The sequence below is a fragment of the Phaeobacter sp. NW0010-22 genome, from assembly GCF_040365955.1.
In the GTDB taxonomy this organism is placed as follows: domain Bacteria; phylum Pseudomonadota; class Alphaproteobacteria; order Rhodobacterales; family Rhodobacteraceae; genus OMPR01.
The window spans coordinates 353,282-373,430 of the sequence record NZ_BAABWT010000004.1 but is presented as its reverse complement, the minus strand read 5'-3'; the positions used below and the strand labels follow the sequence as shown (position 1 = coordinate 373,430).

Genomic DNA, 20,149 nt, shown 5'->3' with positions numbered 1-20,149 from the left:
CAAAAGTGCGTGCACTATAACCACTCCTTAGCGTGCCAAACGTTCAATCAATGCTTCGCGTACTTGCGGTGTCACAAATTTTGAAACGTCTCCGCCAAGCCGGGCGATTTCTTTGACCAACTTAGACGCGATCGCCTGATGACGTGCCTCGGCCATCAAGAACACGGTTTCGACCGAATCGTCCAACGATCGATTCATTCCAACCATCTGGTATTCGTATTCGAAATCAGCCACCGCCCGCAGGCCTCGCACAATAATTTGCGCACCAACATCATGAGCGCAATTTATCAGCAAGTTTTCGAAAGGATGCGCGACAATTTCAGTACCTGTTTGCTCAGACAGTTTCGCGCATTCCGCCTCGAGCATCGCAACGCGCTCTTCAAGTGTGAACAACGGTCCCTTGTCACGGTTGATCGCTACACCGATCACCAACTTATCTACGAGCGCGGCAGCGCGGCGAATTATGTCTACATGCCCCAATGTAATTGGGTCGAATGTTCCAGGATACAGACCGATACGCATGAGATCCTCCCACTTTGAGCTTTATGCTGCGCACGCAAACACATGTGCGCAGCAGGTTCAAGTGCCGGATATCAATGCCCCATGATCATTCCCTCAAGGGCATTCTTCTCCATTGCCAGCTCTTTGAGCTGTGCCTTGACCGCATCCCCCAACGTGACAATCCCAACCAATTTCCCATCTTCCACCACTGGCATATGGCGAAAACGGCCCTCGGTCATTTGGGTCAGAACATTCTCAACACTTGCTTGGCTGGTGCAGGTAACCAATTCAGTGGTCATGTAATCGCTCACACACTGCGACAAGCAACCGCTACCTGAATTGGCCAATTCCCGCACGATGTCACGCTCAGACAAGATCCCTGTGGCCGTTTCCCCATCTTCAGAAACAACAACTGTCCCGATTTTCATCTCAGACAGCAGTTTAGCCGCCTCTGAAACAGTTGCAGAGGACGAAACCGTCACAACATTGGAACTGGATTTTGATTTCAGGATCGTCTGAACGAGCATAGTACCACCTCAGCAATAATCTTTCGTATCTCAAAGCCTTGCCGCAACAAGCTGATATGTCAAGACAACCCCTCCAACCGCGCCACCTCGTCGCGGAGGCCTTCGTTCAACGCATGTGCAAATCGGTTCAAGCGGTCGCTTTTCTGATCTCCTTGATGACGCACGAGATAAAAGCTTCGGGTCAGGCTCACAACATCCGTCAGGATTTTGCGCAGTCGAGGATTATAGGGCAGCGTGAAATCATGGGCCATACAGATCCCTGCCCCGTTAGTGGCATGCCGCAACTGTACCGAGACTGAGTTCGACGACAAGGAGACCCTCGGGACGCCTATATCTTTCAGATAATCTAACTCCTGATCAAAAATCATATCGGGAATATAGCCGATCATTCGGTGGCTCTTGAGGTCCTCAACCTTAAGAATCTCATCGTGTCGTCTTAAATACCGGCGAGTTCCGACAAGGTGCAGTTTATAGTCCGTGATCTTCTGCACCAAGAGCTGCCCCGCCGTTGGTGCGCTCACGGTTACAGCCATATCTGCCTCGCGCCGCGACAAGTTAATCATCCTTGGCAAAGCTAGAATCTGAATATCCAGATCCGGGTTTTCATCGCAGATCTGCGAACACACCTGCGGCAATAGATAATTGGCGCAGCCATCCGGTGCCCCGATCCGGATTTGTCCGGACAGTGTATCCGCCGACCCAGAGATGTCTTCGGCCGCAGCGCGCATTGCGTCTTCGGCTTGTTCACCATGTGTAAGCAGACGCTCACCAGCGCTGGTCAGCGCATATCCTTGGGGAGATTTCACAAACAATGGGGCACTTAGAGCGCTTTCCAGTCTTGCGATACGCCGCCCAACCGTTGCCGGGTCCAGTTTCAGTATCCGACCCGCTCCCGAGAGGCTTTCCTCGCGGGCGACTGCCAAAAAGACCTTCATATCGTCCCAATGTGGTTCCATCCTTGCCCCTCATGCATCTTTGCAAAACACTTTTGAAATCTTGCCTCTTTTCAGGTTATTTTTGCAAGCCTATTGTTCCCGCAACATTCAGAGGAGATGTCCCATGCAGGAACTGACGCACTACATCAACGGCGAGCACGTCAAAGGGACGTCGGGTCGTTTTTCCGACGTCTTTAACCCCGCCACCGGCGAAGTTCAGGCCAAGTGCCCGCTGGCCAGCAAGGAAGAGATGGACAAAGCGGTTGCTGTCGCAGCTGCTGCTCAGCCCGCGTGGGCTGCAACCAACCCGCAGCGTCGCGCCCGTGTTTTGATGAAGCTGGTTTCGCTACTGAACCGCGACATGGACAAACTGGCCGAGGCTCTGAGCCGCGAGCACGGTAAAACCCTTCCAGACGCAGCCGGTGACGTGCAGCGCGGTCTCGAAGTTGTCGAATATTGCATCGCAGCCCCCCAGATGCTGAAAGGTGAATTCACCGACAGCGCTGGCCCCGGCATCGACATGTATTCCATGCGTCAGGCCCTGGGTGTGACTGCGGGTATCACCCCGTTCAACTTCCCAGCTATGATCCCAATGTGGATGTTTGCCCCTGCGATTGCCTGCGGCAACGCCTTTATCCTTAAGCCATCCGAGCGCGCGCCGTCTGTTCCCTTGATGCTGGCTGAACTGTTCGAAGAAGCCGGTCTGCCCAAAGGCATTTTGCAAGTGGTGAACGGTGACAAAGAAGCCGTTGACGCGATCCTATATGACGACACCATTCAATCGGTTGGCTTTGTTGGATCGACCCCTATTGCGGAATACATCTACGGTACAGGTTGTGCCCAAGGTAAGCGTGTTCAGTGTTTTGGCGGCGCCAAAAACCACATGATCATCATGCCCGACGCCGATCTGGATCAGGCGGCTGATGCGCTGGTTGGGGCCGGTTACGGTGCAGCCGGCGAACGCTGCATGGCGATTTCGGTTGCTGTTCCCGTTGGTGAAGAAACCGCTGACAAGCTGATCGAAAAGCTGATCCCCCGTGTTGAGGCGCTTAAAGTTGGCCCCTACACCGCCGGTACAGACGTTGATTACGGTCCGGTTGTTACCGCCGCTGCTAAATCAAACATCGAAGCACTGGTGCAGACTGGCATCGACCAAGGTGCCAAGCTGGTGGTTGATGGACGTGATTTCAGCCTGCAGGGCTATGAGGAAGGGTTCTTTGTCGGCGCGCACTTGTTCGACAACGTGACTCCCGACATGGATATCTACAAGAAAGAGATCTTTGGTCCGGTTCTGTCCACGGTACGCGCGCAAACCTACGAAGAAGCCATTGGTCTTGCGATGGATCACGAGTACGGCAACGGCACCGCGATCTACACTCGTGATGGCGACACCGCGCGTGACTTTGCCAACCGGATCAACATCGGCATGGTCGGCATCAACGTACCGATCCCGGTTCCGTTGGCCTATCACACCTTTGGTGGCTGGAAGAAATCGGCCTTTGGTGATTTGAACCAGCACGGTCCCGATGCGTTTAAATTCTACACACGCACCAAAACTATCACTGCGCGCTGGCCCAGCGGCATCAAAGAAGGCGGCGAATTCTCTATCCCTGTTATGGAATAAGCCCCTTTTTTTGTTATAAATAGAAACGGCCCGGCAATATTGCCGGGCCGTTTTTCTTAGTGCCCATTGGATCTGATTGCGCTCGGATGTCCGTTCGTTAGAGATTTCTGATGAGCGAACATAATCGCTTTGGTTGCCGGCCACGTATCATCAGGTGTCCAATCTAAAAAAGGTCGGGTTTGGCCTCTTCGGCGGATGTTGCCGGTTATGGCGCGATAGCTTCAAACACATTCCAATACTCGCGCGTCAAATCAATCAACTCGAGCGCGTAATTCGTACAAAACAACGCGAGTTTCGTACAAATCAAGCCTCTCAGAAACTACACACACAAACGCGTGAAGCCTTGGAATTTCGACCAAGAGGGGCTGGTTTTCACACCCCATCATTCCTAGTTAAGTCGAAACGTCTGAGCAGAATTCGGAGAACCCTCATGTCTCGGTCCATCATGACCCGCCGCAGTGCGCTCTTGGGTGTTGCAAGCACTCTGGCCGCGCCCACATTGCTATCAGCTCAAAGCACCGATGCATTTCCGCAGGTCGAGGCTCCAATCTCGGATCAACCAGCGGTTCGTCGGAATGCCTCGTCGTTCAAACAACAGCATTGGCAGGATCATTTTGATGAGTTGGGTGTGGGCTGCCTGTTGGCTGACATCACCAGCCGTGCCGTGCATTATTGGGATGGAGACGGGGTAACCTATCGCCTGTACCCTTCTTCTGTGCCTATGAGCGAAGAGTTGACAAAACGCGGCTATACAAAAGTCGTGCGCAAAGCAGAAAATCCCAGCTGGACCCCGACCGCTTCGATGCGCGAACGCGACCCATCGCTCCCGTTGCGCATGGACGGTGGCGAAGGGAACCCACTGGGTACACGCGCAATGTACCTCAGCTGGCCCGCGTATCTGGTACATGGTACCCATGACACGCGCAAAATCGGACGGCAGAGCTCTTCAGGCTGTATTGGATTGTACAATCAACACGTTGAAGAGCTCTATCCTTTGGTCAAAGTCGGCACCAAGGTACGCCTGCTTTAATCAGGTCTTGCGGATCCAAAAACTCTGAGCCCGACCAGCTGCTAAAAACGGAAGCGCCTTGATTGCATCGGGGCGTTCTTGTTGCAGATAATATCCAGGCCAGAGAAGCTGATAGCCGCTGGTCTGGATCAAAGTATGCAAGACATATTGTTCGCCCCACGACGGGCAATCGTGGAAAAACCGGTTCGGATATTCATAGGGCAAAAAGACGTCGTGCACATGGATCACCACCCCCGGTGCCAATCGCGGAATGATCCGACAGAACAGATGCGCTACATCATTGCTCATGCGGACCTGATGGCTTGAATCAATAAACAACACATCCCCAGGCCCAAGAGTATCAAACAGGGTTGGGTCCACATCTTCCAAGCGCTTCTGCTCAAAGTCATCCACTACATGGGCGATGTCAGCGCGTGGATAAGGGTCAATCGCCGTGATCTTGGTTTCTAGCGCGCCGTCGCGAATGGCTTGGCGGGTAATACGGGTCGAATTCCCACACCCCACCTCGATCACATGTTTGGGCTGGAACCTGCGGATCATCAGATACAACGCCTCGGCATCCGGAGTGTCATAATACCCGTTGTTCGAGCGGTAGCCGGTGGTGTTCTGTGCAGGGTCGTGTAGCGCAGCCAACGCAGCTTTGTGGGTTTCATATTCCCGCACCAAGCCGGAAATGTCGAACCCCTCCATTCCGGGACTGAGCGCATAGGCAGGTTTTTCTAAACCCCCTCGCCGTTCAAACGCAACAAGGCGTTCTTTTTCAGCAATCTCTTCTGAGCGATCAATGATCTTAACGTCTAGCGGATCAAGCAAAGCGTTGATCTTAGGAAATTTTCGTTTCTTCACGGCCCGACACCTTTTCATCTCACACTCACCAAGGTTGAATAACGGCCTTCGCGCGCTGTTCCAACCCCAACAGCGCGAAACTGCCCCATTGGCAAAACGATCCATTCGGGTTTCACTGGTTTCACAAGACAGGAGACCGCAATGCAGCAGGAATTTACACTCGGCATTGAAGAGGAATATTTGCTGGTCGATCAGGATTCACTGAACCTGGCCATCGCCCCCGAGGCGCTTATCCAAGCCTGCCAAGCTGACTTCCAAGGTCAGGTCAGCCCCGAATTCCTGCAGTGTCAAATCGAGGTGGGGACGCGCGTTCATACCACAATCTCCAGCGCGCGTGATGATCTAAAGCGCCTGCGCGCCTGTGTTTCCAGCCATGCAGCAGACCATAATCTGGCTCCGATTGCCGTGTCTTGCCACCCTTTCGCCGACTGGAAAGACCAGCATCACACCCGGAAAAGCCGGTATGACGCGTTGCAACATGCCCTTGGTGGCGTCGCGCGTCGCATGCTGATCTGCGGCATGCATGTGCACGTCGGGATTGAGGATCAAGCCTTGCGCGCCGATCTGATGCCGCAACTGAGCTACTTCCTGCCTCATCTCTTGGCGCTTTCAACCTCCTCTCCCTTCTGGAACGGAGAAGACACCGGCCTGTCCTCCTATCGTCTGACCGTATTCGACAATCTACCCCGTACGGGTCTGCCACCAAACTTCAGCAGCTGGGCTGAATATGAACGCACGACTGGCGCGCTGATTGAGCTGGGGGTGATTGAGGACACGACTAAGATCTGGTGGGATTTACGCCCCTCGCACCAGTTCCCGACGCTTGAAACCCGCATCATGGACGTGCAACCCCGGTTGGAAGACGCGCTCGCTCTGGCCGCGCTCAACCAAGCGCTGCTGCGTATGTTATGCCGACTGAAAGAAGGCAACCTTCGCTGGCGGCAGTATGACCGGTTTCTAGTTGGCGAAAACCGGTGGCGCGCGCAACGCTATGGCGTGCGCGAGGGGTTGATTGATTTCGGGGACCGGTCGATCAAACCCATGGTCACTCTCTTGGAAGAGTTGGAACAGATGCTTTCTGAAGATATGGAAATGCTGGGCACCGTTAATGAAATCGGCCGCTTGAAACAAATCGCAGAGACTGGCACCTCTGCTCGTCGCCAAAGACAGGTTCATGCAAACGCCGTGACCAACGGTGAAGACCCCGGCCGCGCGGTGGTGCGACATTTGATCGACGAATTCCAAGCAGATCTCTAACCCGGCCTCTTTCTGATCTTGCAAAACTTCTGTAAGGATTACGAAATAAACACTCGTTCAATTCATCACGCCGGGAGGGAGACAGGCATGGATTTCGCACTGACAGAGGAACAGAGCGCCATTTTCGATATGGCACACGCCTTTGGACAAGAAAACATCGCCCCGCACGCGCAAACTTGGGAATCTCAAGGCACGATTCCAAAGGAACTTTGGCCTCAAATTGGGGAACTCGGGTTTGGCGGCTTGTACGTTTCCGAAGAATACGGTGGCTCTGGTCTCTCTCGTTTGGACGCGACAATGGTGTTCGAGGCCCTAGCGATGTCCTGCCCCGCCGTTGGCTCGTTTCTGTCGATCCACAACATGTGCGGCGGCATGATCGACAAATTCGGCAGTGAAGAAACAAAGCAGAAATGGCTGCCTGACCTCTGCACCATGAACAAAGTGTTTTCGTATTGCTTGACCGAACCCGGCAGCGGGTCTGACGCATCCGCCTTGCGCACGCGTGCTGAGCGCGACAACGAAGGCTATAAGCTGAACGGAACAAAAGCGTTCATCTCGGGTGGTGGCTATTCCGATGCCTATATAACAATGGTTCGCACCGGCGAGGATGGACCCAAAGGGATTTCAACCGTTGTTGTTGAAGATGGTGCCGAGGGTCTTAGTTTCGGCGGGCTCGAAGATAAGATGGGCTGGAAAGCACAACCAACAGCACAGGTTCAGTTTGATGATTGCAAAGTCCCCGCTGACAATCTGATCGGTGAAGAAGGGCGCGGTTTCTCGTATGCGATGGCTGGCTTGGACGGTGGTCGCCTGAACATTTCCGCCGGGGCTTTGGGTGGCGCACAGACTGCGCTCAATCTGACGATGGACTATATGTCAGAGCGTAAGGCATTTGGTAAGACCATCGACCAATTCCAAGGACTTCAGTTTCGTCTGGCCGAATATGAAACCAAACTGCAAGCGGCGCGCACGTTCCTCCGCCAAGCCGCTTGGAAGCTGGATAATGGGGCGCACGATGCGTCAAAGTTCTGCGCGATGGCTAAACTGATGGTCACTGATGTGTCATTTGAGGTCGCCAACGGGTGTTTGCAGCTGCATGGTGGCTATGGCTATCTGGCGGATTATGGCATCGAAAAAATCGTACGTGATTTGCGGGTTCACCAAATTTTGGAAGGTACCAACGAAATCATGCGCGTGATCGTGGCGCGCCACATGCTGACCAATCGGTAACGGAGCTGACATGAGCGATATCGACATTAGGGTTACCGGCCGCGCGGGCCGGATCACCCTAACCCGCCCCCATGCCTTGAACGCGATGAGCTATGACATGTGCATGGCAATCGACACGGCCTTGCGGAATTGGCGCGAAGACGACGCCGTAGACCTGATCATCTTGGATGCCGAGGGCGACAAAGCGTTTTGTGCCGGCGGCGATATTGCCGAACTGTATGAAACTGGCACTGCCGGGAATTTCGATTTTGGCCGCACGTTTTGGCGCGACGAATATCGAATGAATGCGTTTTTGTTTGAATACCCAAAGCCTGTTATCAGCTTCTTGCAGGGTTTCACGATGGGTGGTGGCGTAGGCATAGGTTGCCACGGATCACATCGAGTGGTTTGCGAAAGCTCAAAAATCGCTATGCCGGAATGCGGCATCGGCCTTGTCCCCGACGTGGGTGGCACGCTCATCCTTGCATTAGCCCCCGGTCGTTTGGGAGAATATCTGGGCATTACTGCGGGTCGCCTTGGGCCAGATGATGCAATCCTCGCTGGGTTTGCCGATACGTATATCCCGCAAGAGCAATGGGCTGATCTAATCGAACTGCTCGAAGCCTCGGGCGACCCCGCGCATATCGCAACGCATGCTCAGGACCCTGAGCCCGGTCCCTTGCGTGCGGCTCAGATCGATATTGATCGACACTTTGCAGGTGAAACTCTGGGTGATATTCAGAACAGCCTTACTGGCGATGAAAGTGAATTTGCACAAAAGACTCTGAAAGCAATCAACCGCAACAGCCCGATTTCAATGGCTTGCACCGTTGAGATGATACATCGTTTGCGCGGCCCATCTCTGAGTATCCGCAAAGCGTTGGAGTTGGAGTATCGCTTTACTTATCGTGCCATGGAGCACGGTGATTTTCTGGAAGGCATCCGCGCCCAGATCATCGACAAGGATCGGACACCCAAATGGCAGTTTGCAGGAATATCAGTGCCAACTGTTGCGGTGTCAAAAATGCTGCAGCCTCTTGGCGCAGACGCACTGACATTTGAAGAGGAGAAAGCCATGAAAATCGGGTTCATCGGATTGGGTAACATGGGCGGCCCAATGGCGGCTAATCTTGCCAAAGCAGGCCATGACGTCGTTGGGTTCGACATGGCAGAAGTCAACATCGACGGTGTAACAATGGTGTCCTCTGGGGCCGAAGCAGCCGCAGGTGCGGATGCAGTTATCACCATGCTGCCCAAAGGCAACATTCTGCGCGCTGTTGCAGCCGATGTCATTCCAGCGATGTCTAAGGGTGCCGTGTTGATTGACTGTTCAACCGTAGACGTCGATAGCGCCCGTGCTGTTGATGCAGACACACAAGCAGCTGGGGTGTTGTTTGTCGATGCCCCTGTTTCAGGCGGCATTGGCGGCGCGTCTGGTGGCACGTTGACGTTTATGGCTGGCGGGTCAGCTGAGGCGTTCGGCAAAGCGGACCCATTGTTCGATATCATGGGTCAAAAAGCTGTGCATTGTGGAGATGCCGGTGCCGGGCAAGCCGCCAAGATCTGTAACAATATGATCTTGGGAGTCACCATGATCGCCACATGTGAGGCATTTGCCCTTGCAGACAAACTGGGTCTGGACCGTCAGAAGATGTTTGATGTCGTTTCCACATCATCGGGCTACAGCTGGACCATGAACGCCTACTGTCCTGCACCCGGTGTGGGGCCGCAATCGCCAGCGGATAATGATTATCAGCCCGGGTTTGCCGCTGATCTGATGTTGAAAGATCTGCGACTGAGCCAGCAAGCAGCTGAAAGCGCTGATGCTGACACCCCAATGGGTGCTTTGGCACAGGCACTTTATGCTCAGTTTGTTGAAAACGAAGATGGATTGGGCATGGATTTCTCAGCCATGTTGCCACGCTTTGAAAAACGCGGGCGCGAGTAAGAACTAAGAATGCGACGCGCCAATGCTGGCGCGTCGCACTTGCAAATTCAGTCTTTTGCCCAACGATAAGCAGCCCAAGACAATCCAAGGTGTCCGGGCGAATTGCGTCGTTTGATGTCGCAAACCGGCAGTTTCTAAAGGGTGATCAGCCTAGTCTGACTTGACCTGATTGGAGAATGCCCGAATGCCCCTTCGCTTTCACGACTTTACCGCCGAGTTGACCTATGATGCTTTGCCCGAGGCCGTGCTGAAAGTATTGCGTCGCAGTTTTACCGATACGATGGGGGTCGCAGCAGTTGGGTCCACCACACCGTTGGCAGATATCGCTCGAAAGGGGGCGCAGGCAATGTTTGGGGTGACCCAGGCGGGACCTGCCCGCATCCTGATGCATGGCGCGAGCGTCAGCCCAGCTGGCGCAGCCATGGCCGGCGCATCTACGGTCGATAGCATAGACGCGCATGACGGGACCTCTCCCTGCAAAGGCCACGCAGGGTCTGCAATCTTTCCAGCACTGATGGCTGTTGCGGATGCAAATGCTTCTTTGGGTAAACCGGTTGATGGGCGCAGCTTTGCTGTCACGCTCGCGGCGGCATATGAGGTAAGTTATCGCGCAGGGCTGGCACAACATGCCACCTGCGCCGATTACCATACCTCTGGCGCATGGACGGCAGTAGGAGTTGGCGCAGCCGTAGCACAACAGCTGGGGGGCTCTGCCGAACAGATCCGACAGGCTGCAGGTATCAGTGAATATCATGGGCCGCGCAGTCAAATGATGCGTTGTATCGACCACCCGACCATGGTTCGAGATGGTGTTGGCTGGGGGGCGCCGTCCGGTGTTACAGGTGGTTATTTGGCACTGTTTGGCTTTACAGGCGCACCTGCACTCACTTGCGAGGGACCCGAGGCACGCCAGTTCTGGGAGGATCTGGGAAGTGGCTGGCGGTTGGTTGAAGACACGCATTACAAGCCGTATCCGTGTTGTCGCTGGGCCCACCCTGCATTAGACGCCGCCGCAGATTTGATTGCGACACACAACCTAACACATGATCAGGTTGCCAAGGTCGAGATCCGTACATTCCATAATGCAACACGCTTGGCCGGCCATACACCTACATCTCCGGATGAATTCGCTTATTCTATCGCATTTCCTGTGGCGACGATGATTGTACGCGGCCAGGTGGGTGTATCTGAGCTAGACACCGCCACTTTGACGGATCCCGACATTTTGCGCCTGAGCAAAGCAACAACATTGATTGACGATGATCACTTCACAGCGATCAGTGTTGGCAAACGCTGGGCCGAAGTGACGCTGGAATTGACAGATGGCAGACGCTTGACCGCAGACCCGCGAACACCCCGAGGAGACACAGACTTGCCGCTGAGTGATGCAGACATATCAGATAAGTTTCACCTGTTCGCTGACCCGGTTGTGGGAACAGAACGCGCAACCCGTATCGAAGACCTCTCTGGTCGGTTTGACACACTGGACGCAGATAGCTTTGCAGAGCTTATGTCTCTGTGCCTATCTGAAACGAAAGTTCGGTAATTCGCGGTCCCAACCCGCTTCACAGCATCAACGTGGGGGTTGCCCCCCCCACGAGTTCTCATTCGGCAGCAACACGTTTCTGTTTCAGCATCGGTTTCAGATACTGGCCCGTGTGACTGCCCGCGCATTCTGCAACCTTTTCAGGTGTCCCTTCGACGACAATCATACCACCGCCATCGCCACCTTCGGGGCCGATATCAATGATATGATCTGCTGTTTTCACCACATCCAAATTGTGTTCGATGACAACAACCGTATTTCCCTGATCCACCAATTCATGAAGAACTTCCAACAGCTTACGGACATCTTCAAAATGAAGTCCCGTGGTCGGTTCATCAAGAATATAGAGTGTTCTCCCAGTCGAACGTTTGGCCAGTTCTTTAGACAATTTTACACGCTGCGCCTCACCGCCTGACAATGTCGTCGCTTGCTGCCCAACCTTGATGTAGCCAAGTCCAACACGCATTAACGCATCCATCTTGTCCCGGATTGATGGTACCGCCTTGAAGAACTCTTGTGCATCTTCAACTGTCATATCCAGAACGTCAGCAATACTCTTGCCTTTAAAGGTCACTTCCAGTGTTTCACGATTGTAGCGCGCACCTTTGCACGTCTCGCATGTGACGTAGACGTCAGGCAAAAAGTGCATCTCAATCTTGATCACACCATCGCCCTGACAAGCCTCGCACCGGCCACCTTTGACGTTAAATGAAAAACGGCCCGGCTTATATCCTCGGGTTTTTGCCTCGGGCAGACCCGCAAACCAATCTCGGATGGGTGTGAAGGCCCCAGTATAAGTCGCTGGGTTTGAACGCGGCGTACGTCCAATTGCGCGCTGATCGATATCGATAACTTTATCCAGGTGCTCAAGACCCTTAATCGTTTCACACGGCGCAGGAGTTTGGCGCGCGCCGTTCAATCGCATCGAAGCCGTTTTGAACAATGTCTCAATCGTTAGCGTGGATTTCCCACCGCCAGAAACCCCCGTCACGCAAACAAATTTTCCAAGTGGGAATTCAGCGGTGACGTTCTTAAGGTTATTCCCGTTCGCTTTGACAACCTTTAGCTTTTTCTTGTTCCCCTTGCGCCGTTTGACAGGCACAGAAATCTCGCGGGTACCAGAAAGGTATTGCCCTGTAATAGATGCAGGGTCGGCAGTGACATGTTCCGGAGTACCATGGCTTACCACCTGCCCCCCATGCACACCTGCCCCCGGCCCAATGTCAAAGACATAGTCGGCTTCGCGGATCGCCTCTTCATCGTGTTCGACGACGATCACCGTATTGCCCTGATCGCGTAGATTCTTCAGCGTGCCCAGCAAGCGGTCATTGTCACGTTGATGCAAACCAATCGAAGGTTCATCCAAGACGTACAAAACACCGGTCAAACCCGATCCAATTTGGCTGGCCAGACGGATCCGCTGGCTTTCCCCACCAGACAAGGTCCCGCTATTTCGCGACAGTGTTAAGTATTCCAGTCCAACATTGTTCAGGAATCCCAACCGTTCGCGGATTTCTTTCAAGATTGCGCGCGCGATTTCGTTCTTTTGTTTGCTCAGGTGATTTGGCGCATCTTCGATCCAGGCCAGGGCCTCGCGGATCGACATCTGAACCACCTGCCCCACATGCATTTGGGCAATCTTGACCGCTAGCGCCTCTTCCCGCAGTCGATAGCCCCCGCAGGCACCACAGGACCGGTTGTTTTGGTAACGCTCAAATTCTTCGCGGATCCAATTCGAATCCGTTTCACGATAGCGGCGCTCCATATTGGGAATGACACCTTCGAACACGCGACTGACCTGATAGACGCGCCCACCTTCGTCATAGCGGAAATCAATCTCTTCCTCACCAGAGCCATATAGGAAAACCTGTTTCACGTGGGCAGGCAGGTCTTTCCAAGCCGTGTTCTTGTCAAATTCATAGTGTTTGGCGATAGCTTCGATGGTTTGCAGAAAATATGGAGATTTCCCCTTACGCCAAGGTGCAAGCGCCCCGTCATAAACCTTGAGCGATTGATCAGGCACAACAAGGCGTTCGTCAAAGAACAGTTCGACCCCCAGCCCATCGCAATCGGGGCACGCGCCAAACGGTGCGTTAAACGAAAACAATCGGGGTTCAATTTCCGGAATGGTGAATCCGCTGACAGGACAGGCGAAATTCTCGCTGAACGTAATCCGCTCTGAATCCCCCTCACGCGGCGCTGTTTCCAGAATTGCGATACCATCAGCCAGATCCAGAGCTGTCCGCAAGCTATCAGCCAGACGCGTCTCCATCCCTTCGCGTACCACCAACCGGTCCACGACAACGTCGATGTCATGCCGAAATTTTTTGTCCAGCGTTGGGGGTTCGTCCAGTTCATAGAACGCGCCATCGACTTTGACCCGCTGAAATCCTTGTTTACGCAGCTCGAGAAACTCTTTGCGGTATTCACCTTTGCGATCGCGAACGATGGGGGCCAGCAAATAGCCGCGGGTGCCCTCCTCCATCGTCATGATGCGATCCACCATGTCCTGAACCTGCTGTGCCTCAATCGGCTTGCCGGTTGCAGGCGAATACGGCGTTCCAGATCGTGCAAAGAGCAGACGCATATAGTCGTAGATCTCGGTCACGGTCCCGACGGTCGAGCGCGGGTTCTTCGAGGTGGTTTTCTGTTCAATCGAAATCGCCGGGCTCAGACCACTGATGTGATCCACATCAGGTTTTTCCATCATATCAAGGAATTGGCGGGCATAAGCACTAAGCGATTCAACATAGCGTCTTTGCCCTTCGGCATAGATCGTATCAAACGCCAGCGATGACTTGCCTGAACCAGAAAGGCCGGTGATCACCACCAGCTGATCGCGCGGAATATCCACGTCGATCCCTTTGAGGTTATGCTCGCGCGCGCCGCGCACCTCGATGTTTTTCAGTTCAGCCATGATGCCCTCGGTTCCGGTTATCTATGAAATAGGACAGAGGCGCCGAGTCTCCAAGCCAAAAGAGTGAACAAAGTGTGAACTTTTACATTTTGCTTGCGTTTATTTACATTCCATTACTCGAATGTTAATTTCATACAAGGACACCAGACAGCGAAACAGGATACTTACATGTTTAACCTGAAAGCCCTTTTTGGCACAGGACTCGACGCGGCGGATGTGATCGAAAAGCATAGAAACGGAACAATTACCGTAGTTGATGTACGTGATTTGGCCGAAGTTCGGACGTCGGGATTGGCGAGGGGTGCCTTGCATATCCCCTTGTCATGCTTACAGAAAAAAGCGGACCCCAAGAACCCGGAATTCATCACAGATCTGCACGCCAACGCGTGTATCGCGCTCTATTGTGCATCGGGGGTGCGCAGCATGGCTGGTAAGCGTATTCTCAAAAAGCTCGGGTATCAGAATGTGCACAACATCGGAGGTCTCGATCACTGGCGGCGTGCAGGTGGTGTCGTAGAAGCCATCTAAGACGGACGAACAAAACGCACGGGGCCTTTGTCGGACTCGTTCAAACGAAAATGGGCCTCTGCACAAACTGGCGAAGGCCCAATACACAGAACGAAAAATTAGGTCTTACATATGAATGACCCGGTCGTAGGCGTCCAAGACGCTTTCGTGCATCATTTCCGATAGGGTTGGGTGCGGGAAGACTGTGTTCATCAGGTCTTCCTCAGTTGTTTCCAACTGACGACCGACCACATACCCTTGGATCATCTCGGTCACTTCAGCACCGATCATATGCGCGCCCAGCAACTCTCCGGTCTTGGCATCAAAGATCGTTTTGACCAGCCCGTCAGGTTCTCCCAAAGCGATGGCTTTGCCATTCCCCATAAACGGAAAACGACCCACTTTGATATCATAGCCAAGCTCTTTGGCTTTTGCTTCGGAGTACCCAACGCTCGCGACTTGCGGATGGCAATAGGTACAGCCTGCGATGCTTTCTGGTTTAACGGGGTGCGCGTGCTTACCAGCAATCAAATCGGCGACCATGACCCCTTCGTGGCTGGCTTTATGAGCCAACCAAGGCGCACCCGCGATATCGCCAATCGCATAGAGACCTTCGATACCCGTACGACAGAATTCATCGGTCACGACATGGGTACGATCAATAGTGACACCCAGTGCCTCTAAACCCAGACCTTCGACATTTCCAACGATCCCAACTGCGGAGATCACGGTGTCAAACTCTTGCTTTTCAATTTTGCCGTTGGTTTCGATATGTGCGGTGACTTTACCGTTGCCGCGATCCAATTGCTTGACCATGGCTTTTTCCATGATCTTCATACCCTGCTTGGTAAACGCCTTTTTCGCGAACGCGCTGATCTCAGCATCTTCAACCGGCAGCACCCGATCCATAACTTCGACCACGGTGGTGTCCGCCCCAAGCGTATTATAAAAACTGGCGAATTCGATACCAATCGCACCCGACCCAATCACCAACAACTTTTTGGGCATCCGCACAGGATCAAGCGCATGTTTGTAGGTCCAAACCAAATCTCCGTCCGCTTCTAGGCCAGGCAATTCACGCGCGCGTGCACCGGTCGCCAGAATGATATTCTTGCCTACCAGTTCCTCTGTCCCCTTGTCAGACTTCACCGACACTCGCCCTTGGGCGGGCAGCGTTGCCTCGCCCATCACAACAGTGACTTTGTTCTTTTTCAACAAATGTCCAATGCCGCCTGACAATTGCGCCGCAACACCGCGCGAGCGTTTTACAACTGCATTCAGATCATACCCGATGTTGTCAGCCTTAAGGCCAAAATCCTTAGCGCGTTCCATCAAGTGAAACACTTCGGATGACCGCAACAGAGCCTTGGTCGGGATACAGCCCCAGTTCAGACAAATTCCGCCAAGATGCTCGCGTTCAACCACGGCGACAGACAAACCCAATTGTGCGCCACGAATTGCGGCGACGTAGCCGCCTGGCCCCGCGCCAACAACGATCAGATCAAAAGATTTCGAAGCCATGTTATCCCCTCGACGCAGGTCGTTTCAAAACTAGTTTACCGTTAAACTAATTTCACACACACATCAACAGAGACCTTCCGCGACAAATGCGACGCAAGGTTACAATGCTAAATTCGGCTTTCTTCCAGCCTATACCCGCTCTACTTGAATGGCTACAACTGAAACAAAAAACGCAATTCTGATGCTCACTCACTAAGAGAGCACACCAAAATTTCAGAGGTTCATTATGACGAAAACCCTTAAAGACCTTGCCTTGGCCTTGCTCAACGCAACACTCATTCTTGTTGCATTATGTTTATTCTTAGCCTGGAAAACGACAGCGGCTGTAGATGCAATGACGGAGAACTTTGCCCTTACATTACAGCGCGTGACCCCATTACGCGACGAGGTCAAAGCCACCCGCGAGGAGTTAGCCGGATTACGTCAAGATCTTGCTGCCCTTAAGTCCAGTGGATCAGAGCTGACCTCTGCCGCTGCGCAAGGCCTCATGAACAGGGTGACAGTTATCGAAGCGAAGATTGACGCCGCACAGGACAAAATCACCGCCCTTGTAGATGCACCGGAAAAGCTGATCGACTATACAATTGAGACCGCTGCGGACACAGCAGCCCGCAGCATTTCTGATTTTAGGGGATGCACACCAGTGAGTTAACCCACAGCAGCTTGTAGGCTGCGTACTGTTTCACCGTAACCGCCCTGCGTAACAAACGTCATTTCGCATGCAGTTGTTTCCCGTCGCAGCGCTTCGTTCCGATATGGGAAACGGCCAAACTGACGGATAACTTCGCGATGCGCGCGCGCGTGCAGCAAATTCGATTCACTCGATTTGGACATCCTTTTGCACATCAGTCGAACACACCGCTCTTGATCGCAGAGATTTTCGGAATGCATTAGCGGAAGGTAAAAGAACTGACGCGCCGGTTCGTCAATTCGCAAGTCCCATTTTTTGTCGATGGCCGCCTTGGCTGCAGACAAAGCAGCGCGATCTGTGGAAAAAGCCTTGCCATCGCTGCGGAACATATTGCGCGGAAATTGATCTGTTAGGATCGTGTAAGCCAGAGCACCGCTAGGGTATGTCAACCATAACGAAAACTTGCCTTCGCAAGCCGCTTCCCATGTGCTTAGGAAGCGTTTTCGGATTTCAGCATCTAGCGCCTCATCCTGTTTATACCACCCGTCCGGACCAACTTCATCCAGCCAGAAACTTAAAACCTCTTCGGGACCGACCATGGGTCTTTCTCCATTTGTTTTCCCCAAGCACATGGGTATTAAAGATTCTTTTACAAAAAAATTACAGTAACATCTTGCAACACAGGCGACATAATTCTGTTCGCTATGCGACATCTTGCGAGTTTTGCTCCTCCAAATCGGCCTCGATTGCAACTTCCTGAGCAACCTCTACGGCAACTTGCGTCGCCGAAGGGTACATCGGCATAATCGGGCTGGTCTCTTCCACTGGGATCGCTGCACGTTGCGTTTTGCGATACACCGCATAGGCCGCCAGCGTGAACAATAAGATCCCCATGAACAAGAAATAGCCTGATGGCCCAAATACATTCTCACCCATCAGCCACCCGGTAATCAACGGACCAGCAATTGCGCCCAACCCGTTGATGAAAACCAATCCACCCGATGCAGCGGCCATATCGTCATGATCCAAATAGTCATTCGTGTATGCAATAAGCAATGAATACAACGGGTTACTCATCCCGCCAATAATGCAAGCCGAAACGAGGAGCAAAATAAATTCGGTTCCAAAGATCATGCCCAACATTGACCCGCCCCCGCCCGCAGAAGCCACTAACAAGATTAATGTCCGACGATCCATCCGATCTGAGATCCAGCCCAGAGGGTATTGCGCCAACAAAGCACCAACATAGAAAGCGGCTACAAAGACGGAAATTTGTGGCAGATTGAGGCCAACTTTTGCACCATAAACCGCGCCCATTCCGAATTGTGCGGAGAAAACTCCCCCTAGCAAGAACATCCCGATGCAACCCAAGGGAGACGTTTGGAGAATTTTGCGAAGCGTCATGGGTTTGGCTGTTTCAAATGCCGGTGTGGGGGAAATTGACAACAGAATGGGCGCGAATGAGATCGAAACAAGGATCGACGCAATTACAAATGTTTCATAACCGGCAGGGTCTCCGACAAGAATCAGGCCTTGCGCACTGATGATTCCGATCATTTGAACAATCATATACAGGGACAACGCCTGACCACGGTTTTCGTTGTCTGCAGCATTGTTGAGCCAGCTCTCAGCCGTGACATACACCCCAGAGAAACAAAACCCGATCATCACACGCCCGATAAACCACGCAACTGGTTCTGTCAGAGCCGGGTACATGATCATGACCGCCGAGATGAACGACGCTAATGCAGCAAACACGCGGACATGGCCCACACGTCGGATCATATCAGGGGCAAGCCGCGATCCCCCCAGAAAACCAATGAAGTATCCAGACATGACGACCGACATTTCAAAGGTCGAAAAGCCTTCGATCTCTCCCCGAACACCAATCAAAGTGCCTTGAAGGCCGTTTCCGACCATCAATAACCCCATGCCAAGCAATAGAGCCCAAGCGTTTGACAAAACCTGCAGCATCGGGCGTCTCCGTATTATCCGACAGCGTTGAAACTCCAAGTGTCATCAGACACCCGAACTAGCGCGCTTGTCTACGACATTTGCAGAGTCGGATTTCGTGGAAACGGCTAAGATGGGAACAAAAGCGACGCATCCCCATAAGAGAAAAACCGGTAGCGGGAATTTACCGCGTGAGCATAAATCTCGTCCATTTGGCCTTTGCCCATCAGGGCTGAAACAAGCATCAACAGGGTGGATTTTGGCAGGTGGAAATTGGTCATCAATGCATCGGTGACGTGAAATTCAAACCCAGGGTAGATAAAGATATCGGTCTCTCCGTCCCAAGCTTGGATCCGACCAGAGCGTGCGGCGCTTTCGATCAAGCGCAAGGCGGTTGTCCCGACTGGAATAACACGCCCACCGGCAGCCTTGGTTTCGTTTATCTCGGCTGCCGCCTGCTCACTGACATGGCCCCATTCGGCGTGCATTTTATGGGTTGTGACATCCTCAACCTTGACTGGTAGGAAGGTCCCTGCACCGACGTGTAGCGTTACATGTGTAAACTCCACGCCTTTTGAAGTCAGCTTAGACAATAGAGTGTCATCAAAATGCAGGGACGCCGTTGGCGCAGCAACGGCCCCCGCGTGGCGGGCCCAAACAGTTTGGTAATCCGTTTTGTCCTGTGCATCAGCTTTGCGCTTTGCCGCAATATACGGAGGCAAGGGCATCGCGCCCGCCTCGCTCAGCGCGCCGTCAAAATCTGACCCAGTCAGATTAAACCTTAATACGCCCTGCCCTTCGATCACATCTTCTAGAACGGCTGAAAACTGATCGGTGAAGATGATGCTTTCACCAATTTTTATTTTCTTCAGTGGTTTTAACAAAGCGGTCCAGGTGCCGCTTGCTTTGGGATCAAGCAACGTAACTTCGATCGCGGCGGACACCGGTCCCTGTGCGCTATCGCGATGACGCTTACCGCTAAGCCGCGCTGGCAGAACTTTTGTGTCATTTAGAACCAAACGGTCGCCAGGGCGCAGCCATTCCGTCAGATCGAATACATGGGCATCCGTTATCTGCCCTACGTCGGCCACAAGTAAGCGCGCCGACGAACGCGGAGACGCCGGACGTGTGGCAATCAGATCTTCTGGAAGATCAAAATCAAAATCACTGAGTTTCATGCACGGCGCTATAATGTGG

Annotated in this window: 17 protein-coding genes and 1 pseudogene; 9 read left to right on the top strand and 9 right to left on the bottom strand. The window is 53.1% G+C overall.

The features are described 5' to 3' along the window. Window positions 1-27: 27 nt before the first annotated feature. The 3 genes from coaD to ABWV33_RS11210 form a co-directional block, all read right to left on the bottom strand. Window positions 28-522, bottom strand: a complete 495-nt coding sequence (gene coaD, locus ABWV33_RS11220) for a pantetheine-phosphate adenylyltransferase (RefSeq protein WP_113824370.1) — start codon at window positions 520-522, stop codon at window positions 28-30. A gap of 71 nt (window positions 523-593) precedes the next feature. Continuing rightward, a complete protein-coding gene (locus ABWV33_RS11215) occupies window positions 594-1,028 on the bottom strand; it encodes a CBS domain-containing protein (RefSeq protein WP_113824371.1) in 435 nt (144 codons plus the stop codon). Between the two features lie 59 nt (window positions 1,029-1,087). Then, the gene (locus ABWV33_RS11210; RefSeq protein WP_113824372.1) at window positions 1,088-1,984 is read right to left on the bottom strand and encodes a LysR family transcriptional regulator; all 897 of its coding nucleotides are present in this window, start codon (window positions 1,982-1,984) and stop codon (window positions 1,088-1,090) included. Window positions 1,985-2,087: 103 nt separating this feature from the next. Here ABWV33_RS11210 and ABWV33_RS11205 point away from each other — a divergent pair, with 103 nt between their 5' ends. Both ABWV33_RS11205 and ABWV33_RS11200 read left to right on the top strand, forming a co-directional pair. Next, window positions 2,088-3,587, top strand: coding sequence for a CoA-acylating methylmalonate-semialdehyde dehydrogenase (locus tag ABWV33_RS11205; RefSeq protein ID WP_164617417.1), 1,500 nt, complete (start codon window positions 2,088-2,090; stop codon window positions 3,585-3,587). 430 nt (window positions 3,588-4,017) lie between these two features. Beyond that, window positions 4,018-4,617 carry a L,D-transpeptidase gene (locus ABWV33_RS11200; RefSeq protein ID WP_113824374.1) on the top strand — a complete coding sequence of 200 codons (600 nt, stop codon included), beginning with the start codon at window positions 4,018-4,020 and terminating at the stop codon, window positions 4,615-4,617. Here the strand turns inward: ABWV33_RS11200 and ABWV33_RS11195 are convergent, their stop codons facing one another. Next, complete coding sequence (locus ABWV33_RS11195) at window positions 4,618-5,463, bottom strand: class I SAM-dependent methyltransferase (RefSeq protein WP_113824375.1); 846 nt, start codon at window positions 5,461-5,463, stop codon at window positions 4,618-4,620. It abuts the gene before it with no gap. A 141-nt stretch (window positions 5,464-5,604) separates the two neighbouring features. On the opposite strand from ABWV33_RS11195, the gene ABWV33_RS11190 reads away from it, so the two are divergent. The 5 genes and pseudogenes from ABWV33_RS11190 (at window position 5,605) to ABWV33_RS11170 (ending at window position 11,423) form a co-directional block, all read left to right on the top strand. After that, window positions 5,605-6,720 carry a carboxylate-amine ligase gene (locus ABWV33_RS11190; RefSeq protein ID WP_353330765.1) on the top strand — a complete coding sequence of 372 codons (1,116 nt, stop codon included), beginning with the start codon at window positions 5,605-5,607 and terminating at the stop codon, window positions 6,718-6,720. Between the two features lie 87 nt (window positions 6,721-6,807). Continuing rightward, on the top strand, window positions 6,808-7,950 hold the full coding sequence (locus tag ABWV33_RS11185; RefSeq protein ID WP_113824377.1) for an acyl-CoA dehydrogenase family protein: 1,143 nt from the start codon (window positions 6,808-6,810) through the stop codon (window positions 7,948-7,950). 10 nt (window positions 7,951-7,960) lie between these two features. Beyond that, window positions 7,961-8,923: pseudogene (locus ABWV33_RS11180) on the top strand (enoyl-CoA hydratase/isomerase family protein); the annotation flags it as partial. Window positions 8,924-8,953: 30 nt separating this feature from the next. Continuing rightward, on the top strand, window positions 8,954-9,877 hold the full coding sequence (mmsB, locus tag ABWV33_RS11175) for a 3-hydroxyisobutyrate dehydrogenase (protein ID WP_502930911.1): 924 nt from the start codon (window positions 8,954-8,956) through the stop codon (window positions 9,875-9,877). A 184-nt stretch (window positions 9,878-10,061) separates the two neighbouring features. Then, complete coding sequence (locus tag ABWV33_RS11170; RefSeq protein WP_353330763.1) at window positions 10,062-11,423, top strand: MmgE/PrpD family protein; 1,362 nt, start codon at window positions 10,062-10,064, stop codon at window positions 11,421-11,423. A 58-nt stretch (window positions 11,424-11,481) separates the two neighbouring features. Here ABWV33_RS11170 and uvrA read toward each other — a convergent pair whose 3' ends face one another. After that, window positions 11,482-14,340, bottom strand: a complete 2,859-nt coding sequence (gene uvrA, locus ABWV33_RS11165; RefSeq protein WP_353330761.1) for an excinuclease ABC subunit UvrA — start codon at window positions 14,338-14,340, stop codon at window positions 11,482-11,484. Window positions 14,341-14,508: 168 nt separating this feature from the next. Between uvrA and ABWV33_RS11160 the strand changes: the two genes are divergently transcribed. Next, on the top strand, window positions 14,509-14,868 hold the full coding sequence (locus ABWV33_RS11160; RefSeq protein ID WP_353330759.1) for a rhodanese-like domain-containing protein: 360 nt from the start codon (window positions 14,509-14,511) through the stop codon (window positions 14,866-14,868). Between the two features lie 105 nt (window positions 14,869-14,973). Here the strand turns inward: ABWV33_RS11160 and lpdA are convergent, their stop codons facing one another. Next, complete coding sequence (lpdA, locus tag ABWV33_RS11155) at window positions 14,974-16,368, bottom strand: dihydrolipoyl dehydrogenase (protein ID WP_113824382.1); 1,395 nt, start codon at window positions 16,366-16,368, stop codon at window positions 14,974-14,976. Between the two features lie 226 nt (window positions 16,369-16,594). Between lpdA and ABWV33_RS11150 the strand changes: the two genes are divergently transcribed. Continuing rightward, complete coding sequence (locus ABWV33_RS11150) at window positions 16,595-17,020, top strand: hypothetical protein (RefSeq protein WP_121997085.1); 426 nt, start codon at window positions 16,595-16,597, stop codon at window positions 17,018-17,020. Here the strand turns inward: ABWV33_RS11150 and ABWV33_RS11145 are convergent. The 3 genes from ABWV33_RS11145 to queA all read right to left on the bottom strand — a co-directional run bounded on the left by ABWV33_RS11145 (window position 17,017) and on the right by queA (window position 20,130). Next, entirely contained in the window at window positions 17,017-17,598 is a 582-nt protein-coding gene (locus ABWV33_RS11145) for a DUF924 family protein (RefSeq protein ID WP_164617431.1), read from the bottom strand. The genes ABWV33_RS11150 and ABWV33_RS11145 overlap by 4 nt on opposite strands. A 103-nt stretch (window positions 17,599-17,701) precedes the next feature. Then, on the bottom strand, window positions 17,702-18,973 hold the full coding sequence (locus ABWV33_RS11140; protein WP_113824385.1) for an MFS transporter: 1,272 nt from the start codon (window positions 18,971-18,973) through the stop codon (window positions 17,702-17,704). Between the two features lie 107 nt (window positions 18,974-19,080). Next, window positions 19,081-20,130 carry a tRNA preQ1(34) S-adenosylmethionine ribosyltransferase-isomerase QueA gene (gene queA, locus ABWV33_RS11135; RefSeq protein WP_353330756.1) on the bottom strand — a complete coding sequence of 350 codons (1,050 nt, stop codon included), beginning with the start codon at window positions 20,128-20,130 and terminating at the stop codon, window positions 19,081-19,083. Window positions 20,131-20,149: the final 19 nt, after the last annotated feature.

Bases quoted from the DNA above. Each gene is read 5' to 3' on its own strand.
- uvrA (WP_353330761.1), bottom strand. From the start codon at position 14,340: ATGGCTGAACTGAAAAACATCGAGGTGCGCGGCGCGCGCGAGCATAAC.
- ABWV33_RS11200 (WP_113824374.1), top strand. From the start codon at position 4,018: ATGTCTCGGTCCATCATGACCCGCCGCAGTGCGCTCTTGGGTGTTGCA.
- mmsB (WP_502930911.1), top strand. From the start codon at position 8,954: ATGCTGCAGCCTCTTGGCGCAGACGCACTGACATTTGAAGAGGAGAAA.
- ABWV33_RS11215 (WP_113824371.1), bottom strand. From the start codon at position 1,028: ATGCTCGTTCAGACGATCCTGAAATCAAAATCCAGTTCCAATGTTGTG.
- ABWV33_RS11150 (WP_121997085.1), top strand. From the start codon at position 16,595: ATGACGAAAACCCTTAAAGACCTTGCCTTGGCCTTGCTCAACGCAACA.
- lpdA (WP_113824382.1), bottom strand. From the start codon at position 16,368: ATGGCTTCGAAATCTTTTGATCTGATCGTTGTTGGCGCGGGGCCAGGC.
- ABWV33_RS11210 (WP_113824372.1), bottom strand. From the start codon at position 1,984: ATGGAACCACATTGGGACGATATGAAGGTCTTTTTGGCAGTCGCCCGC.
- ABWV33_RS11205 (WP_164617417.1), top strand. From the start codon at position 2,088: ATGCAGGAACTGACGCACTACATCAACGGCGAGCACGTCAAAGGGACG.
- queA (WP_353330756.1), bottom strand. From the start codon at position 20,130: ATGAAACTCAGTGATTTTGATTTTGATCTTCCAGAAGATCTGATTGCC.
- ABWV33_RS11140 (WP_113824385.1), bottom strand. From the start codon at position 18,973: ATGCTGCAGGTTTTGTCAAACGCTTGGGCTCTATTGCTTGGCATGGGG.
- ABWV33_RS11190 (WP_353330765.1), top strand. From the start codon at position 5,605: ATGCAGCAGGAATTTACACTCGGCATTGAAGAGGAATATTTGCTGGTC.
- coaD (WP_113824370.1), bottom strand. From the start codon at position 522: ATGCGTATCGGTCTGTATCCTGGAACATTCGACCCAATTACATTGGGG.
- ABWV33_RS11170 (WP_353330763.1), top strand. From the start codon at position 10,062: ATGCCCCTTCGCTTTCACGACTTTACCGCCGAGTTGACCTATGATGCT.
- ABWV33_RS11160 (WP_353330759.1), top strand. From the start codon at position 14,509: ATGTTTAACCTGAAAGCCCTTTTTGGCACAGGACTCGACGCGGCGGAT.
- ABWV33_RS11145 (WP_164617431.1), bottom strand. From the start codon at position 17,598: ATGGTCGGTCCCGAAGAGGTTTTAAGTTTCTGGCTGGATGAAGTTGGT.
- ABWV33_RS11185 (WP_113824377.1), top strand. From the start codon at position 6,808: ATGGATTTCGCACTGACAGAGGAACAGAGCGCCATTTTCGATATGGCA.